This window comes from Sneathiella marina, assembly GCF_023746535.1.
GTDB classification, from domain to species: Bacteria; Pseudomonadota; Alphaproteobacteria; order Sneathiellales; family Sneathiellaceae; genus Sneathiella; species Sneathiella marina.
The window spans coordinates 2,213,607-2,230,840 of the sequence record NZ_CP098747.1 but is presented as its reverse complement, the minus strand read 5'-3'; the positions used below and the strand labels follow the sequence as shown (position 1 = coordinate 2,230,840).

The following is a 17,234-nucleotide window of genomic DNA, read 5'->3' as shown; positions in this document are numbered from 1 at the left end:
TCATAGAAACAGGCAAGGCGTTTGAATTTACGCCCGAGAATACTGAAAAAGCGAAGATGTATATCGCGCGGTACCCTGAAGGTCGCCAGCAAAGTGCAGTGATGCCTTTGCTGGATTTAGCCCAGCGACAACACGAAAACTGGTTATCCAGGGAATGCCTGGAATATGTCGGCAATTTGTTAAGCGTTCCGTATATGCGGGTTTTGGAAGTTGCGACATTTTATACGATGTATAATTTGAAGCCTGTGGGGAAACATTTTCTACAGCTGTGCCGGACGACGCCCTGTTGGCTGCGCGGAAGCGATGATCTTGAGGCAGTCTGCAAGAGCAAACTTGGGATTGGCAACGGCGAGACGACAGAAGACGGCCAATTCAGTCTTTTGGAAGTCGAATGCCTGGGCGCATGTGTGAATGCTCCCGTAGTCCAGATCAATGACGATTTTTATGAAGATCTCGATGCCGAAAATTTTGAGGTTGTCCTTGATGCCCTGGCGAAAGGGGAGACGCCGGCCAAGGGACCGCAAATTGACCGTGTCAATTCGGCGCCTGAAGGTGGTGCGACCACATTACTAGAAAAAGCGGGGGGCGCGTGATGCTGAAAGATCAAGATCGTATTTTCACGAACCTCTATGGTCTCCATGATTGGAAGCTTGCCGGCGCAAAAAGCCGCGGTGTTTGGGATAACACGAAAGCCCTTATCGAAATGGGGAATGACGGCCTAATTGACGGTATGAAAGAAAGTGGTTTGCGGGGCCGGGGCGGCGCCGGTTTTCCAACCGGCCTTAAATGGTCCTTTATGCCGAAGGAATCAGATGGCCGTCCGAGCTATCTTGTTGTGAATGCGGACGAATCAGAACCTGGCACTTGTAAAGACCGTGAAATTATGCGCTTTGATCCGCATCGGTTGCTCGAAGGGTGCCTGGTTGCAGGGTTCGCCATGCGGGCAATTGCGGCTTACATTTATATTCGCGGTGAGTTTGTCCAAGAAGCAATTAATCTCGAAATCGCGATCAAGGAAGCCTATGACGACGGTCTGATTGGCAAGAATGCGGCCGGTTCCGGATATGATTTTGATATTTATCTGCATCGCGGTGCCGGCGCATATATTTGCGGCGAGGAAACGGCGCTGATCGAAAGCCTTGAAGGCAACAAAGGGCAGCCACGGCTGAAACCGCCCTTTCCGGCGAATGTCGGCGTATGGGGTTGTCCCTCGACAGTCAACAATGTTGAAAGCATTGCCGTCGCACCGGAAATTCTGCGTCGCGGCGAAGGCTGGTTTTCAGGCCTGGGTCGTCCGAATAATACGGGTACGAAGCTTTTCTGCATTTCAGGGCATGTAAATAAACCCTGCAATGTTGAAGAAGAAATGGGTATACCGCTCAAAGAACTGATTGAGAAACATGCCGGCGGCGTACGGGGTGGCTGGGATAACCTGCTTGCGATTATTCCAGGCGGCTCTTCAGTACCGCTTCTGCCAAAAAATATTTGCGATACAGTTCTCATGGATTTTGACAGCTTGCGTGACGTGCAAAGTGGCCTGGGAACGGCTGCGGTAATCGTCATGGATAAATCTACAGACGTTATTCGCGCCATTGAACGGCTTTCGCATTTCTATAAGCATGAAAGTTGTGGCCAATGCACACCGTGCCGTGAGGGAACGGGTTGGATGTGGCGCGTTATGCAGCGCATGGTATCAGGTGAAGCTGAAATCGAAGAAATCGACATGCTGATCAATGTGTCAAAACGGATTGAAGGACATACCATTTGTGCCCTTGGGGATGCGGCCGCATGGCCGATACAGGGGTTGGTACGTCATTTCCGTCCAGTTATCGAAGAACGAATTAAATCACGGAAGGCCGACAAGGCAGCCTAAGGGATGTCTCGCACGGGGAGCGAAGAATGCCGACACTTAACGTAGATGGTGTAGAAGTTACTGTCGATCCGGGGACAACGGTTCTGCAGGCCTGTGAAGAGGCCGGAGCCGAAATTCCGCGTTTCTGCTATCATGAACGGCTTTCTATCGCAGGAAATTGCCGCATGTGTCTCGTGGAGATGGAAAAAGCACCGAAATTGATTGCTTCTTGTGCGATGCCCGCAGCCGATGGAATGGTTATCCATACCAATTCTGAGATTGTGAAGCAGGGACGAGAAGGAGCGATGGAGTTTCTTCTGATCAATCACCCGCTCGATTGCCCGATTTGCGATCAGGGCGGTGAGTGCGATTTGCAAGACCAATCCATGGCATATGGATCCGGCAGCAGCCGGTATGACGAATTAAAACGCGCCGTTGCCGAGAAAAACATGGGGCCCTTGATCAAGACAACAATGACCCGTTGTATTCACTGTACGCGCTGCGTTCGTTTCGCCACGGAAGTGGCGGGGGTCGATGATCTTGGCGCCTTGAACCGCGGTGAGAATATGGAAATAGCAACCTATCTCGAGCAGGCGTTAGATAGTGAATTATCGGGTAATATCATTGACTTATGCCCTGTTGGCGCTTTGACGTCTAAGCCTTATGCCTTTACGGCACGCCCCTGGGAACTCAGCAAAACTGAAAGCATCGATGTTCTGGACGCCGTTGGCGCGAATATTCGTATCGATAGCCGGGGACAGGAAGTCATGCGGATATTGCCGCGCCTGCATGAAGATGTGAACGAAGAATGGCTGTCTGACCGGTCGCGTTTTTCATATGACGGATTGAAAACACAACGGCTTGATACGCCCTACATCCGCAAAGACGGAAATTTGGTTGCTGTTGGCTGGACGGAGGCTTTTGATGCAATCGCCGAAAAGCTTCAAGACATGGATGGCGCGAAAGTCGGTGCAATTGCTGGAGATTTGGCTTGCGCTGAAAGCCAGAAAGCTCTTAAAGATTTGATGGGTTTACTGGGCTCTGTTAATCTGGATTGTCGTCAGGATGGCGCAGCTTTGACAACAGAGGCACGGAGTAACTATCTCTTCAACTCCGGGATCGCCGGGATTGAAGAGGCGGACGCCCTGCTCATTATTGGCAGTAATCCTCGCCACGAAGCCGCACTTATCAACGCCCGTATTCGTAAACGCTGGAAAATGGGAAATTTCCCAATCGCGCTTATTGGTGAGCAAGTGGATCTCGGCTATGACCATGATTATCTTGGCGCCGGTCCGGCAACATTGAAGGATGTGGCAGAGGGGAATAATTCTTTTGCCGATGTTCTGAAAAAGGCCGAGCGGCCAATGATTATTGTGGGGCAGGGCGCATTGACGCGAACCGATGGCTCGGCTGTGATGGATCTGGCGCGGAAAATTTCTGCTGATTTTGGCCTGGTGACCGAAGACTGGAATGGTTTCAATATTCTTCATACTGCAGCCGGTCGTGTTGCAGGATTGGATCTGGGCTTGGTTCCGGGTGAAAGCGGCTTGGATACAGCTTCAATGCTTTCCGGCTCGCTCGATGTTCTATTCCTGTTGGGGGCTGATGAAATTGATACATCAAATCTTGGAAACAGCTTTGTTGTGTATCAGGGGAGCCATGGAGATGTCGGCGCAGCGGCCGCAGACGTAATATTGCCGGGCGCCGCCTATACGGAAAAAGACGCGATTTGGGTTAATACCGAGGGACGTCCTCAGTTGGGTCGACGGGCAATCTTCCCTCCCGGAGAGGCGAAAGAAGACTGGACAATCTTACGGGCACTTTCTGAGAGACTGGGAAACACGTTACCTTATAATTCCCTGCAAGAATTGCGTACGAAAATGGTAGAGGATGCACCGCATTTTGCAGATATTGATGTTATTGCAAATACGCCTTGGGGTGAAAGCAGTGCCGGTGGATCTGTGGATGAGACAGCTTTCATTAATCCCATCACGGACTATTATTTAACCAATGTCATTTCAAGATCCAGTAAGATCATGGCGGAATGCAGTGGCACTTTTTCTCAGGTAAAGGTTGAGGGAACTGGTACAAATGGCTGAATTTTGGAATATATACCTTCTGCCGGCCTTGATAATTATTGGCTATATTTTGCTGATAGTCGTTCCCTTGTTGGTCGCTGTTGCCTATCTCACTCTCTATGAGCGAAAAGTCATGGCGGTGATGCAGCTGCGCAAGGGACCAAATGTCGTCGGTCCGTTTGGCCTGTTGCAGCCTCTTGCGGATGGCGCAAAGCTTTTCTTTAAGGAAACAGTCGTTCCCTCCGGCGCAAATAAGACGCTTTTCTTGTTGGCGCCAATGGTAACCTTTATATTGAGCTTGATTGCCTGGGCCGTTATTCCTTTTGATGAGAATATGGTGCTGGCGAATATCAACGTAGGCGGCTTGTATCTGTTCGCAATTTCATCGCTTGGTGTTTATGGCATTATTGTCGCTGGCTGGGCGTCGAATTCTCGATATCCGTTCCTGGGAGCGCTTCGCTCTGCAGCGCAGATGGTTTCATATGAGGTGTCCATTGGGTTTGTCATCGTCACGGTGTTGCTGTGCGCGGGAACCTTAAACCTGTCTGGTATCGTGATGGCGCAAAAGGGCGATCTGGGTATGTTCAGCTGGTATTTTGTGCCTCTGTTTCCCATGTTTATCATCTTTTTCATTTCCATACTGGCGGAAACAAACCGTCATCCCTTCGATTTGCCGGAAGCAGAAGCTGAGCTGGTTGCCGGATATCAAACGGAATATTCATCCATGGCCTTCGCGCTCTTCTTTCTGGGTGAATATGCGAACATGATCCTGATGAGTGCGATTTGTACTATTTTGTTTCTCGGCGGATGGCTGCCGCCAGCGGATATTGCAATTTTTACCTGGATACCTGGAATTATCTGGTTCGGAATTAAAATTGCCATTTTGCTGTTCGTATTCATTTGGGTTCGGGCGACACTGCCTCGCTACCGATATGATCAGTTGATGCGGTTGGGTTGGAAAGTATTTTTGCCCTTCTCCTTGTTGTGGGTTGTGGTAACAGCGGGTTTCTTGGTCTATTTCGACAAGATACCGGCATAAGACAAGTAAGTTTACGCGATTAGGTTGCCAATATGGCAGCGACAAAGAATTGGAATAGGTAAAAGGCTGTTTCACTATGGGTTACATTGATAAACAAGCGCGAAGTCTGCTGCTGACGGAGATTGTTACCGGTCTGGCGACAACTTTTCGTTATATGTTCAAGACCAAAGCCACTATCAATTACCCTTATGAAAAAGGGCCGTTGAGCCCGCGCTTTCGGGGGGAACATGTCTTGCGCCGATACCCGAACGGGGAAGAACGTTGTATAGCCTGTAAGCTTTGTGAAGCTGCTTGTCCAGCCCTTGCCATTACAATCGAAGCGGAACCGCGCGGAGATGATAACAGCCGCAGGACAACGCGCTATGACATTGATATGACAAAGTGCATTTATTGTGGATTTTGTCAGGAAGCCTGTCCGGTTGATGCCATTGTACAGGGGCCGAATTTCGAGTTTGCGACTGAAACTCGTGAAGAGCTATTTTATGACAAAGCTAAGTTACTTGATAACGGTGATCGTTGGGAGCAAGAAATTGCTCAGAACCTCGTAGCCGACGCGCCTTATAGATAATTGGGAATTGTGATTGTGAAGCCCATGCAGAAACAGATTTTGAGCTTGGTAGAAGGACAGACGCGATGATTATTGCGACGATCTCTTTTTACGTGTTCGCGGCGATGACTATCGCGTCCGCCTTCATGGTAATATCGGCTAGGAACCCGGTTCATTCCGTTCTTTATCTGATCCTCGCGTTTTTTAATTCCGCGGCATTGTTCGTTTTGCTAGGTGCTGAATTCCTGGCGATGATCCTAATCGTCGTTTATGTGGGGGCAGTTGCTGTACTGTTCCTGTTCGTCGTTATGATGCTCGATATTAATTTTGCCGAGCTTCGTCAGGGGTTTTTGCAGTATCTACCAATTGGTGGCCTCGTTGGGATAATCCTGTTGATCGAGCTTATTCTTGTTGTCAGTGGCTGGGTTCTGTCGCCGGACGCCATCATGGTTGGAAAGCAAGCGGCACCTGTTGTTGAAGGCGTCACGAATACGGAACAATTGGGGCAGGTAATTTATACTCAATATGCCTATTTGTTCCAGATTGCAGGCATGATCCTGCTGGTCGCGATGATTGGCGCAATTGTTCTGACCCATCGGCAGCGGCCAGGTGTCAAGAAGCAGGTTATTGCAACTCAGGTATATCGGACCCGTGAAGAATCAATGGAAGTTCGTAAAGTTGAACCAGGACAGGGAGTGTAGGGGGAACAGATGGAAATTGGTCTCGCACATTACCTGACAGTTTCAGCTATTTTGCTGACGTTAGGTATTTTCGGCATTTTCCTGAACCGGAAGAATGTCATCGTTATTTTAATGTCCGTTGAGCTGATGCTACTCGCCGTGAATATTAATCTTGTTGCGTTTTCATCGTTCCTAGGTGATCTCGTAGGTCAGGTTTTCGCGCTCTTTGTGTTGACGGTCGCTGCAGGCGAAGCGGCAATTGGCTTGGCAATACTTGTCGTTTATTTCCGAAACCGCGGGTCCATCGCGGTTGAGGACATTCATCACATGAAGGGTTAACGCAAAAATCATGATGTACGTCCTCCTTGTATTTTTACCGCTACTCGCCGCATTAATTGCCGGCTTGTTTGGCCGGTTCATTGGTGATCGAGGGAGCCAGTTGGTGACTTCCGGTGCTGTGATTTTCAGCGCCATCCTTTCATGGGTCTCGCTCTATCAGGTTGCCTTCAATCAGTCACCGGAAATGGTTGAGCTTTTTACCTGGATCTCTTCAGGAAGTTTTGATGTTTCCTGGGCGCTTCGCATAGATAGTTTGACAGCAGTTATGCTGGTGGTGGTCAATACTGTTTCAGCGGTTGTCCATGTATATTCCATTGGCTATATGGCGCATGACCCGCATAAACAGCGCTTTATGGCCTATTTGTCACTTTTCACCTTCGCCATGTTGATGCTTGTTACATCCGATAACTTTGTTCAGCTTTATTTTGGCTGGGAAGGCGTCGGGCTGGCCAGCTACCTCCTCATCGGGTTCTGGTACAAGAAACCGTCTGCCAACGCCGCTGCAATCAAGGCTTTTGTTGTCAACCGTGTGGGCGACTTTGGGTTTGCGCTCGGTATCATGGCAATATATCTGGTGTTCGACTCGGTCAGCTTCAGCGTGGTTTTTGCAGCTGCTCCCGATCAGGTTGGCCAATCCTTCGAATTCCTTGGCTATCAAGTTGATATACTCACGACCATCTGCCTTCTACTGTTCGTTGGTGCCATGGGTAAATCGGCGCAAATCGGATTGCATACCTGGCTCCCTGATGCCATGGAAGGCCCCACACCTGTTTCCGCATTAATCCATGCGGCGACCATGGTGACGGCCGGGGTATTTATGGTTGCCCGTTGCTCCCCAATTTTTGAGTATTCACCGACGGCCCTGATGGTTGTGACCGTCGTCGGCGGGACAACCTGCTTCTTCGCGGCAACGATTGGGCTGGTTCAGAATGATATCAAGCGGGTGATTGCCTATTCAACCTGTTCGCAGCTCGGCTATATGTTCTTTGCCCTTGGCATTGGTGCGTACCCGGTTGCGATATTTCACCTCTTCACACATGCCTTCTTCAAGGCACTTCTTTTCTTAGGTTCTGGTTCAGTCATTCATGCTGTAGGTGATGAGCAGGATATGAGAAAAATGGGCGGTTTGGCGCCACATATTAAAATTACTTATGCGATGATGTGGATTGGATCACTGGCTCTCGCCGGGATACCCTTCTTTGCCGGTTATTACTCCAAGGACCTGATCATTGAAAGCGCATATGCGGCGGGAACTGGTGCCGGAATGTATGCCTTCTGGGCTGGTGTGGCGGCCGCCGCGTTGACAGCATTTTATTCTGGACGCCTCATCTTCATGACATTCCACGGCAAACCTCGAGCGCCAAAAGAAGTGATGGCACATATTCATGAAAGCCCACCGGTAATGCTTATTCCCTTGGGCGTACTGGCATTAGGTGCCATTTTTGCGGGAATGCTTTTTGTCGGACCGATGACCGGTGAAAACTACAAGGATTTCTGGGGAGATTCCGTTCTTCTTCTGGAAAATAGCCGGTCCATGTTTGATGCGCATCACGTGCCAACCTGGGTCGTATTGCTCCCACTTATCCTGGCTGTCGGCGGTTTGCTGCTGACCGTTCAAATGTATATTCGCCGTACCGATATCCCGGTTACTTTGGCGAAAACACATTCTGCCTTGTATCAGTTCCTGCTCAATAAATGGTATTTTGACGAACTTTACGACTTTTTGTTCGTTCGCCCGGCGAAACGGATCGGATCCTTCCTCTGGACCTTTGGGGATGGAAAGATCATTGACGGCCTTGGACCGGATGGTATTTCCGCGCGGGTGATTGCTTTGGCGCAGCGTGCCTCGCAATTGCAAAGCGGTTATGTCTATCATTATGCGTTTGCCATGTTGTTAGGCGTGGCAGCGTTCGTATCTTATTTCTTCTTTGCGGGTGGACAGTAAGTCATGCTTGATTGGCCAATCTTATCAACGGTGACATTTCTACCTCTTGTCGGGGTGTTGCTGATCCTGTTGACCAGTGGGAAAGAAGAGTCCTCTGCACGTAATGCCCGGTGGGTTGCGATCTGGACGACATTATTCACTTTCATTGTGTCCTTGTTTATCTGGATTAATTTTGACAACAGTACAGCTGCTTTTCAGTTCGTTGAAAAGGATGAATGGTTAGGCGGTGGCATCAATTACCATATGGGTGTCGATGGCATTTCCGTGCTGTTTATAATTCTGACCACATTCCTGATGCCGCTTTGTATTCTGGCGAGTTGGGAAGCTATTACTGTACGTGTTCGGGAATATATGATCGCCTTCCTGATTATGGAAACACTGATGATAGGTGTCTTCTGTGCTCTGGATATGGTGTTGTTCTACCTATTCTTCGAAGCGGGCCTTATCCCGATGTTCCTGATTATCGGGATCTGGGGCGGTGCACAGCGGGTCTATGCCAGCTTTAAGTTTTTCCTGTACACCTTGATCGGCTCAGTTCTGATGCTGGCGGCAATGATCGCCATGTACTTGATTGCCGGTACAACCGATATCCCGACCTTACTCGCCTATGATTTCGATGTCAGTTTGCAATATTGGCTGTGGCTTGCATTTTTTGCATCCTTCGCCGTGAAAGTTCCAATGTGGCCTGTTCATACATGGCTACCCGATGCCCATGTGCAGGCACCGACGGCGGGCTCAGTGATCCTTGCCGGTGTCTTGCTGAAAATGGGCGGATACGGATTTTTGCGCTTCTCAATTCCCATGTTTCCGGCGGCGTCAGATTATTTTGCGCCATTGGTATTCGGCCTGAGTGTTGTTGCAATTATCTATACGTCATTGGTCGCCCTTGTTCAAAAAGATATGAAAAAGCTAATCGCTTATTCCTCAGTCGCACATATGGGCTTTATTACCATTGGTATTTTCACCTTTACTTCACAAGGCTTGGAAGGCGGGATCCTGCAAATGCTGAGTCACGGGATCGTCTCCGGTGCGCTCTTCCTGTGCGTAGGTGTCATATATGATCGTATCCATACGCGGGAAATTGCCCGCTATGGCGGCCTTGTCCATCGCATGCCACGCTATGCTGTTATTTTCATGGTTTTCACCATGGCAACTATTGGCTTGCCGGGAACCAGCGGATTTGTCGGCGAATTCCTTATCCTCGTCGGTGCATATCAAGTCAGCACGTTCGTTGCCTTCTTTGCCACCATTGGGGTGATATTGGGCGCAGCTTATAGTTTGTGGCTCTATCGACGGGTTGTCTTTGGCGAGTTGGTGAAAGATGATCTGAAAAATATTATGGATGTGGGAAAGCGGGAAATCGCTATTTTCGCTCCGCTTATTGTCATCGCTCTATGGATGGGGGTTTATCCCACACCATTCCTGGATGTTATGCATGCTTCTGTCACGAATTTGATGGATCAACATCAGGCGGCAATGGAAGCAACTAAATCAATTCTAAACGCGGCTAAGTAGGTAGGTTCTAAGATATGGTAATGCCTGATTTTTCAATCGCACTTGCGGAAATTTTCTTAGCCTGTGCCGCTATGGCTTTATTGATGATTGGTGCCTTTCGTGGCAATAAGTCAACGACACTGGTATCCTGGCTGGCAGTCATTTCCCTGATTGTGGCAGCCTTGATGATACAATATGAGGCGCGGGAGACATTCGTCACGTTTAACGGATTGTACCGGGATGACGCCTTTGGCGTTTTCATGAAAACACTGTGTCTTGGCGCCTCCGCTCTCGCGATTATCATGTCGCTTGATTTTAACAAGCGGGAGAAGCTGGATCGCTTTGAATTTCCGATCCTGATCGTCATTGCGACTTTGGGTATGTTGGTAATGATATCAGCCAATGACCTGATGTCACTTTATCTGGGCATCGAGCTGATGAGCCTCTCGCTCTATGTCACTGCAGCTTTCCGGCGGGATAGTGTGCGATCGACAGAAGCAGGGTTGAAGTATTTTGTGCTGGGAGCCCTTTCATCGGGCATGCTGTTATATGGCGCTTCGTTGATTTACGGATTTACGGGCACAACGAATTTCGATTTGCTGGCACAGATATTCACAACCGGTGAAGCTCATTCCGAAATTGGCTTGTTAATCGGCCTAGTCTTCTTGATTGCCGGGCTGGCATTTAAAGTGTCTGCGGTACCGTTTCATATGTGGGCGCCAGATGTCTATGAAGGGGTTCCAACGCCTGTTACAGCTTTTTTTGCAGCAGCTCCCAAGGTTGCAGCGATCGCCTTGTTCCTCCGTGTCTTCATTACACCCTTTGGTGAGTTGGTTGATCAATGGCAGCAGATCATTGTCTTTATTTCCATAGCCTCAATGGTTCTCGGTGCCTTTGCGGCGATCAATCAGAAAAACATTAAGCGTTTGATGGCCTATTCTTCAATTGGTCATATTGGCTATGCCCTTGTCGGGCTGGCTGCGGGAACCGAGGAGGGGGTCCGCGGCGTCCTTATTTACATGACCATATATGTGATCATGAATATCGGAACCTTCGCATGTATTCTGTCTATGCGTCAGCGGGACGGTATGGTTGAAGATATTTCGGAACTTGCCGGTCTGAGTAAAAGCCGCCCCTGGATGGCCTTTTTCTTGCTGGTGTTCATGTTCAGTCTTGCTGGTGTTCCGCCACTTGCTGGTTTCTTCGGCAAGTTTTACATATTTGTTGCTGCTATTAACGCTGGTCTGGTCCCCTTGGCAGTTATCGGGTTGGTAACTTCGGTAATAGGTGCGGTTTACTATCTTCGCATCGTCAAAATCATGTATTTCGATGATGAAGCGGAAGGCTTTGAGCCGACGAGCAGGACATTGTCTGTCATCATGACATTATCTGCGATCTTTGTTGCCTTCTTTGTGATTTTCCCGGGCCCCTTACTGGACGGTGCGAAAGCGGCGGCGGCTGTTCTCTTTTCGTGATGTCTGTTGGTGGCGGGTTAAATCTACCTCCGTTTTTTGATGTTACGGTTTTCGAGACAATCGGAAGCACGAATATCGAAGCCAGAAGACTTGCGGAAGAAGGAAATCTCGAAGGACGGGTTGTCTGGTCCAAGCGTCAGGAACAAGGTGTGGGTAGGCGGGGACGTGATTGGTCAAGCCCAACCGGAAATTTGTACTGCTCGCTGTTGCTTCGCCCTGAATGCGACCCTCTGGCCGGAGCCCGGCTTTCCTTCCTGATTGCTGTTGCATTGCAAAAAGCCATTGCGGCGGAATTACCAACAGATTCGGATGTCAAAGTCAAATGGCCCAATGATGTTCTTGTCAAGGGGCATAAAATATCCGGTATATTGCTCGAAAGTAAAACGCGTCCCGACGGCATACTCGATTACGTAATTGTTGGCACGGGTGTGAATGTGGTGTCCTTCCCGGATATTACGGACGGTTTGCCTGCGACGTCATTGAAATATCAAGGAGCTCAGCCCAAGCTTGAAACACTTCTGTCCGCATATCTTCATAATTTCCTTGAGCTATACATGATATGGAAACACTCAGGATTTGCTCCAATTCGAGAGCAGTGGCTTGAAAGAGCCGTAGGAATTGGTCAACAAATTACAGTTAAATTAAGTGATCAGATGCTAATGGGTATATTTTCCGATTTGGATATGGACGGAGCGCTTGTTCTTCGGTTGGACACTGGAGAAGAAAAACTGATAACTGCGGGAGAAGTGTTTATAGTCCCGTGAGCGTTATGGATTGGAGACAGAGATGTTACTGGCAGTGGATGTTGGAAACACAAATATTACCTGCGCGGCATATAGTGGCCGTGACTTAGTAAACGAGTGGCGGATCGCGACATCCAGCTCTCGAACAGCAGAAGAATATGGTGTCTGGCTCAGTCAGGCCATGGCACTTGATGGTCTTGTGCTGAGTGAAATCAAGAATGTCATTGTGGCCACTGTTGTTCCCGAGGCAACGTTTAATATCAAGGGTTTCTGTCGACGATATTTTGGCGTTTCCCCTATGGTAATTGGGGAAGAGGGTGTGGATCTTGGCATGAAGCCGCTAATCGACAATCCTAAAGAAGCCGGTGCGGATCGGCTAGTGAACGCGGTCGGCGCCCATGTAATTTATGGCGGACCGTTAGTGGTGATTGATTTTGGTACGGCCACAAATTTTGATGTTGTCGACGGTGAAGGGAACTATATTGGCGGTGTTATTGCGCCGGGTGTTAATCTGAGCCTCGATGCTTTACATAAGGCCGCAGCAAAATTACCGCGTATTGCAATTGACCGCCCCGAACGGGTGATAGGTAAAAATACAGTGGAATGTATGCAAGCTGGTATTTATTGCGGCTATTTAGCAATGACTGAAGGTCTAGTAATGCGCATCCGTTCGGAATATGGACAGAACATTAAAACCGTCGCAACAGGTGGATTGGCACCATTGTACCACAAAGGAACTGACATTATTGATCATGTGGACGGCGATTTAACGCTAACTGGTCTGGTCGAAATATTTTACAGGAATAACTGAACCCGCTGATGACTGATTTTGAAAGTGATTTGAAAGACTCCCTCATATTCTTACCGTTAGGGGGTAGCGGGGAGATTGGCATGAATCTCAATTTATATTGCTGCAACGGCAAATGGTTGATGGTTGATTGCGGTATATCATTCGCAGATGATCGTGCCCCCGGAATTGATGTAATTGTTCCCGATGCCTCCTGGATTGCCGAACGAAAAGAGGATCTCCTCGCGATAATTGTGACCCATGCTCATGAAGATCACGTTGGCGCAGTTGCGCGCCTTTGGCCATCCTTTCAATGTCCTGTATATACCAGTCCATTCACAGCAGAGATTCTATCTTTAAAGTTAGCGGAAGAGGGGCTTGAGAAGGACGTTGAGGTCAATGTCGTTGCCGCGGGAAGTTCTGTCTCGATTGGTGAATTTCACATCGATTTTGTCGATTTGACTCATTCGATACCGGAAATGCAGGCGCTGATGATTACAACTCCCCATGGCCGCGTTCTTCATAGTGGGGATTGGAAACTGGATCCAGATCCCGTTGTTGGCCCTGCGAGCAACTTGACAAAGATGGCGGCTGTTTCGAAGCAAGGCGTTCTTGCGATGATCTGCGATTCAACCAATGTTTTTAAGGAAGGCGTGTCCGGTTCAGAGCTGGATGTTCAGGTTAATCTGGATAAATTGCTTGGAACCATCACTTCTGGTCGCATCGCCGTGACGACATTTGCATCCAATATCGCCCGGCTAATGACCATTGCCAGTGTAGCTGAGCGACATGACAGACATGTTGTGCTTGTTGGCCGATCGTTGCACAGGATGACGCAGGCGGCTAAAAAAGCGGGTTACCTTAATGATTTACCACCTTTTCTTGATGAAAAAGATGCGGGCCATATTCCGCGAGATAAAATTTTGCTTTTATGCACTGGAAGTCAAGGCGAGCCTCGTGGGGCAATGGCGCGTATAGCCCGTGATGAGCATTCTCATATCTCGCTTTCCTCCGGTGATACTGTTATTTTTTCATCGAAGGTCATACCCGGCAATGAGAAAACACTCTATGCCTTACATAATAAACTGACTGAATCCGGTGTTAATGTTGTTACGGAAGCTGATGAATTTGTTCATGTTTCGGGTCATCCGGCACGTGGTGAATTGACGGATATGTATAATATTGTAAAACCGGAAATAGCTGTTCCGGTGCATGGCGAGGCTCGGCACATAAGATCTCATTGTGATCTTGCCCTGTCTTTAGGCGTAAAATCAGCTATCGAGATTACAAACGGTAATTTGCTGAAACTGGCACCGGGAGATGCAAAAATTATTGGATCGGTCCCTTTCGGTCGATTTGCAGTGGATGCCGGTGGTCTAACGGCACTTGACGGTGATTTTTTGAGCACCCGGCGCCGGCTTGTCTATAATGGTGCAATCAGTGGGATCGTTATTGTCAATGAAGAGGGGAAAATAACGGAAGATCCGGAAATTCGTTTGCGTGGCGTGGTAGATGAAGGTCTTTTTCCCAAGTTGCAAACGGAGTTGCGCCGGGAAATTTTCGACAAACATGCTAAACTGACGAAAAAACAGCGTTTGTCGGATGGAGACATAGAAGAGTCAGCACGGCAGGCTGTACGTCGTGTTTTCCGACGAATTGCTGGGCGCCGGCCGATAACCGATATTTATGTGATTAGATTTGAAGATGAATAGGAAAGATTAAGAAGATGATAGGACGGTTAAACCATGTGGCTATCGCAGTACCGGATTTGGAAGCTGCCGCCACCGTATACAAAGATACATTGGGAGCGACAGTCAGCGCACCGCAAGATGAGCCTGACAATGGTGTCACAGTGGTGTTCGTTGAGTTGGACAATACTAAAATTGAATTACTGTATCCATTGGGTGAAAATTCACCTATTGCAGGGTTTCTTGCAAAAAACACCTCAGGGGGCATGCATCATGTTTGTTATGAGGTTGAAGATATTATTGCGGCGCGAGACCAGCTGGTTGAAAAAGGCGCCCGGATTCTCGGAGATGGAGAGCCGAAAATTGGTGCTCACAAGAAACCTGTTTTATTCCTACATCCCAAAGACTTCTCGGGAACACTTGTCGAGCTGGAACAAGTATAAAGGCTGACTTATATGTCTATCGTAGGCGGAATTGTAATTTTTGTCGTGACCTGGCTACTCGTCCTATTCATGGTGCTGCCTTGGGGGGTGCGGACGCAGGAGGAATCAGATGAAGGCGTGGAACCAGGAACCGTTGAAAGTGCCCCGGTAAATCCGCGGATATGGATGAAATTTGCTATAACAACCGGGATTACAGTTTGTCTTTTTGTTATAATATGGACGATAATTGAGCTTGAACTTATTGATTTAAGGGCATTTTTCCAAAACACATAAGGAAGAGGAGTGAGGTTTGATATTCTTGCGGATGACAATTGTTTCAGCATTTTTTTTAGTGGCATTTCAGGCATATGCAGAAGATGTTGAACTGGAAGTATCCAAAGAGAATTGTTCCCGCATTACGAAATATGTCGCAGAGCAGGATGTGAATTTCAAGCCGGGTGTCGATGTTCATGGTAAACCTGTCGTTCCTGCTGATCTCGATGGAACTCAGGTCAAGATACCGGATACGATATTTATAAATTTAGCGTTACCATTCAAAGATTTGCTCAACAATTATAACCCTAAACTTAAAAATGCAGAAGTATATGTTGGGCTGATCGAGTATAATATCAGCAGTGGTAAAATGCTCTATAATGGACAGGAGCTCTCTGATCCGGCGCTAAATGCAATTGCACAGGAATGTCAGAAAAGATACCAATGACCGGCTATTCCTTGCAATCTGCGGGAATCCCGTTAAAAGTCTGGAAAATACTTCGCCAGTAACCTATCTGAGGCTTAGTCCTCGCGTATAACAGTTTTAAGGCTTTATCCATGCGCCTATCACAGTTTTTTTTACCTACCCTTAAAGAAGATCCCAAGGAAGCGCAGATTGTCTCGCATCGGTTAATGCTGCGTGCCGGTATGATCCAGCAGTCCTCCGCGGGTATCTATTCCTGGTTACCACTTGGCCATAGGGTTTTGAAAAATATCGAAAATATAGTCCGTGAAGAGCAAAATCGCGCCGGAGCCTTGGAGATCCTGATGCCGACATTGCAGCCGGCAGATTTATGGCGTGAGTCCGGGCGGTATGACGATTACGGTAAAGAAATGCTGCGGATTACGGATCGTCACGACCGGGATATGCTATATGGCCCGACCAATGAGGAACAGGTTACGGATATTTTCAGATCCCATGTGAAAAGCTATAAAAACCTGCCTCTAAATCTCTATCATATCCAATGGAAGTTTCGAGATGAAGTTCGCCCTAGGTTTGGTATTATGAGGGGGCGTGAATTTCTGATGAAGGATGCCTATTCCTTTGATCTGGATTATGAAGGCGCTAAAATCGCTTACAACAATATGTTCGTTGCCTATTTGAAGACCTTTGCACGGCTTGGTGTGAAAGCAATTCCACTTCGTGCGGATACGGGCCCCATAGGCGGGGACCTGTCCCATGAATTTATCGTGTTAGCGGATACAGGCGAAAGTGAAGTTTTCTATCATAAAGATTTACTTGGCTTGGAAACACCCACGCAAGCCGAATATTCGCCAGAACAATTGCAATCCATTGTCGATGAATGGACGGGATATTACGCTGCGGCCGACGATATGCATGACGCGGAGGCTTGTGACGTCGCGGAGAGTGACCTGATAACCCGGCGGGGTATTGAAGTCGGCCATATATTCCATTTTGGGGATAAATATTCGAAACCCTTGGGCGCCTCTGTTGCGGGCCCAGATGGGAAAGAAGCCGTTGTTTCAATGGGGTCATATGGAATTGGGGTGTCTCGGCTGGTTGGCGGGATCATTGAAGCAAGTCATGACGAAAACGGTATTATATGGCCAGCTTCCGTGGCGCCATTTGATGTTGGCTTGATTAACCTGAAAAGTGGGGATGAGGCTTGCGATACAGCATGTACGGAATTTTATGGAAAACTCACCAATGCGGGTGTTGATGTATTGTATGATGACACTTCCGGACGAGCTGGTGAAAAATTTGCGAAGATGGACCTGATTGGACTGCCCTGGCAGGCAACAATCGGCCCGCGTGGGGTAAAATCAGGGGTTGTCGAAGTTAAAAATCGTGCTTCCGGCGAAAAACAGGAACTTTCCCTTGATGACGCATTAAAACTGTTGGTGGGCTAG

General features: G+C 48.3%; 17 protein-coding genes. All 17 read left to right on the top strand.

Features of this window, described 5'->3' with window-relative positions:
• Positions 1-56: 56 nt before the first annotated feature.
• Complete coding sequence (gene nuoE, locus NBZ79_RS10610; protein ID WP_476749707.1) at positions 57-593, top strand: NADH-quinone oxidoreductase subunit NuoE; 537 nt, start codon at positions 57-59, stop codon at positions 591-593.
• Positions 593-1,873, top strand: a complete 1,281-nt coding sequence (gene nuoF / locus NBZ79_RS10605) for an NADH-quinone oxidoreductase subunit NuoF (protein WP_251932395.1) — start codon at positions 593-595, stop codon at positions 1,871-1,873. Before nuoE ends, nuoF begins: the two co-directional genes overlap by 1 nt.
• A 26-nt stretch (positions 1,874-1,899) precedes the next feature.
• Entirely contained in the window at positions 1,900-3,951 is a 2,052-nt protein-coding gene (gene nuoG, locus NBZ79_RS10600; protein ID WP_251932394.1) for an NADH-quinone oxidoreductase subunit NuoG, read from the top strand.
• Positions 3,944-4,969, top strand: a complete 1,026-nt coding sequence (gene nuoH / locus NBZ79_RS10595) for an NADH-quinone oxidoreductase subunit NuoH (protein WP_251932393.1) — start codon at positions 3,944-3,946, stop codon at positions 4,967-4,969. Before nuoG ends, nuoH begins: the two co-directional genes overlap by 8 nt.
• Before the next feature lie 76 nt (positions 4,970-5,045).
• Complete coding sequence (gene nuoI / locus NBZ79_RS10590; RefSeq protein ID WP_251932392.1) at positions 5,046-5,537, top strand: NADH-quinone oxidoreductase subunit NuoI; 492 nt, start codon at positions 5,046-5,048, stop codon at positions 5,535-5,537.
• 65 nt (positions 5,538-5,602) lie between these two features.
• Complete coding sequence (locus NBZ79_RS10585) at positions 5,603-6,217, top strand: NADH-quinone oxidoreductase subunit J (RefSeq protein WP_251932391.1); 615 nt, start codon at positions 5,603-5,605, stop codon at positions 6,215-6,217.
• Positions 6,218-6,226: 9 nt separating this feature from the next.
• Entirely contained in the window at positions 6,227-6,535 is a 309-nt protein-coding gene (nuoK, locus tag NBZ79_RS10580; protein ID WP_251932390.1) for an NADH-quinone oxidoreductase subunit NuoK, read from the top strand.
• A 13-nt stretch (positions 6,536-6,548) separates the two neighbouring features.
• A complete protein-coding gene (nuoL, locus tag NBZ79_RS10575) occupies positions 6,549-8,480 on the top strand; it encodes an NADH-quinone oxidoreductase subunit L (RefSeq protein WP_420854605.1) in 1,932 nt (643 codons plus the stop codon).
• 3 nt (positions 8,481-8,483) lie between these two features.
• The gene (locus NBZ79_RS10570; protein ID WP_251932388.1) at positions 8,484-9,995 is read left to right on the top strand and encodes an NADH-quinone oxidoreductase subunit M; all 1,512 of its coding nucleotides are present in this window, start codon (positions 8,484-8,486) and stop codon (positions 9,993-9,995) included.
• A 20-nt stretch (positions 9,996-10,015) separates the two neighbouring features.
• The gene (nuoN, locus tag NBZ79_RS10565) at positions 10,016-11,449 is read left to right on the top strand and encodes an NADH-quinone oxidoreductase subunit NuoN (protein WP_251932387.1); all 1,434 of its coding nucleotides are present in this window, start codon (positions 10,016-10,018) and stop codon (positions 11,447-11,449) included.
• Positions 11,449-12,213, top strand: coding sequence for a biotin--[acetyl-CoA-carboxylase] ligase (locus NBZ79_RS10560; protein ID WP_251938063.1), 765 nt, complete (start codon positions 11,449-11,451; stop codon positions 12,211-12,213). Before nuoN ends, NBZ79_RS10560 begins: the two co-directional genes overlap by 1 nt.
• 22 nt (positions 12,214-12,235) lie before the next feature.
• Positions 12,236-13,003 (top strand): type III pantothenate kinase, encoded by a 768-nt coding sequence (locus NBZ79_RS10555; protein ID WP_251932386.1) that lies wholly within the window; start codon positions 12,236-12,238, stop codon positions 13,001-13,003.
• Between the two features lie 80 nt (positions 13,004-13,083).
• Complete coding sequence (locus NBZ79_RS10550) at positions 13,084-14,691, top strand: ribonuclease J (RefSeq protein ID WP_251932385.1); 1,608 nt, start codon at positions 13,084-13,086, stop codon at positions 14,689-14,691.
• Between the two features lie 14 nt (positions 14,692-14,705).
• Positions 14,706-15,110 (top strand): methylmalonyl-CoA epimerase, encoded by a 405-nt coding sequence (gene mce / locus NBZ79_RS10545; protein ID WP_251932384.1) that lies wholly within the window; start codon positions 14,706-14,708, stop codon positions 15,108-15,110.
• A 12-nt stretch (positions 15,111-15,122) separates the two neighbouring features.
• Complete coding sequence (locus NBZ79_RS19690; RefSeq protein WP_420854533.1) at positions 15,123-15,383, top strand: DUF1467 family protein; 261 nt, start codon at positions 15,123-15,125, stop codon at positions 15,381-15,383.
• 31 nt (positions 15,384-15,414) lie between these two features.
• Complete coding sequence (locus NBZ79_RS10540; protein ID WP_251932383.1) at positions 15,415-15,810, top strand: hypothetical protein; 396 nt, start codon at positions 15,415-15,417, stop codon at positions 15,808-15,810.
• Between the two features lie 110 nt (positions 15,811-15,920).
• Positions 15,921-17,234, top strand: coding sequence for a proline--tRNA ligase (proS, locus tag NBZ79_RS10535; RefSeq protein ID WP_251932382.1), 1,314 nt, complete (start codon positions 15,921-15,923; stop codon positions 17,232-17,234).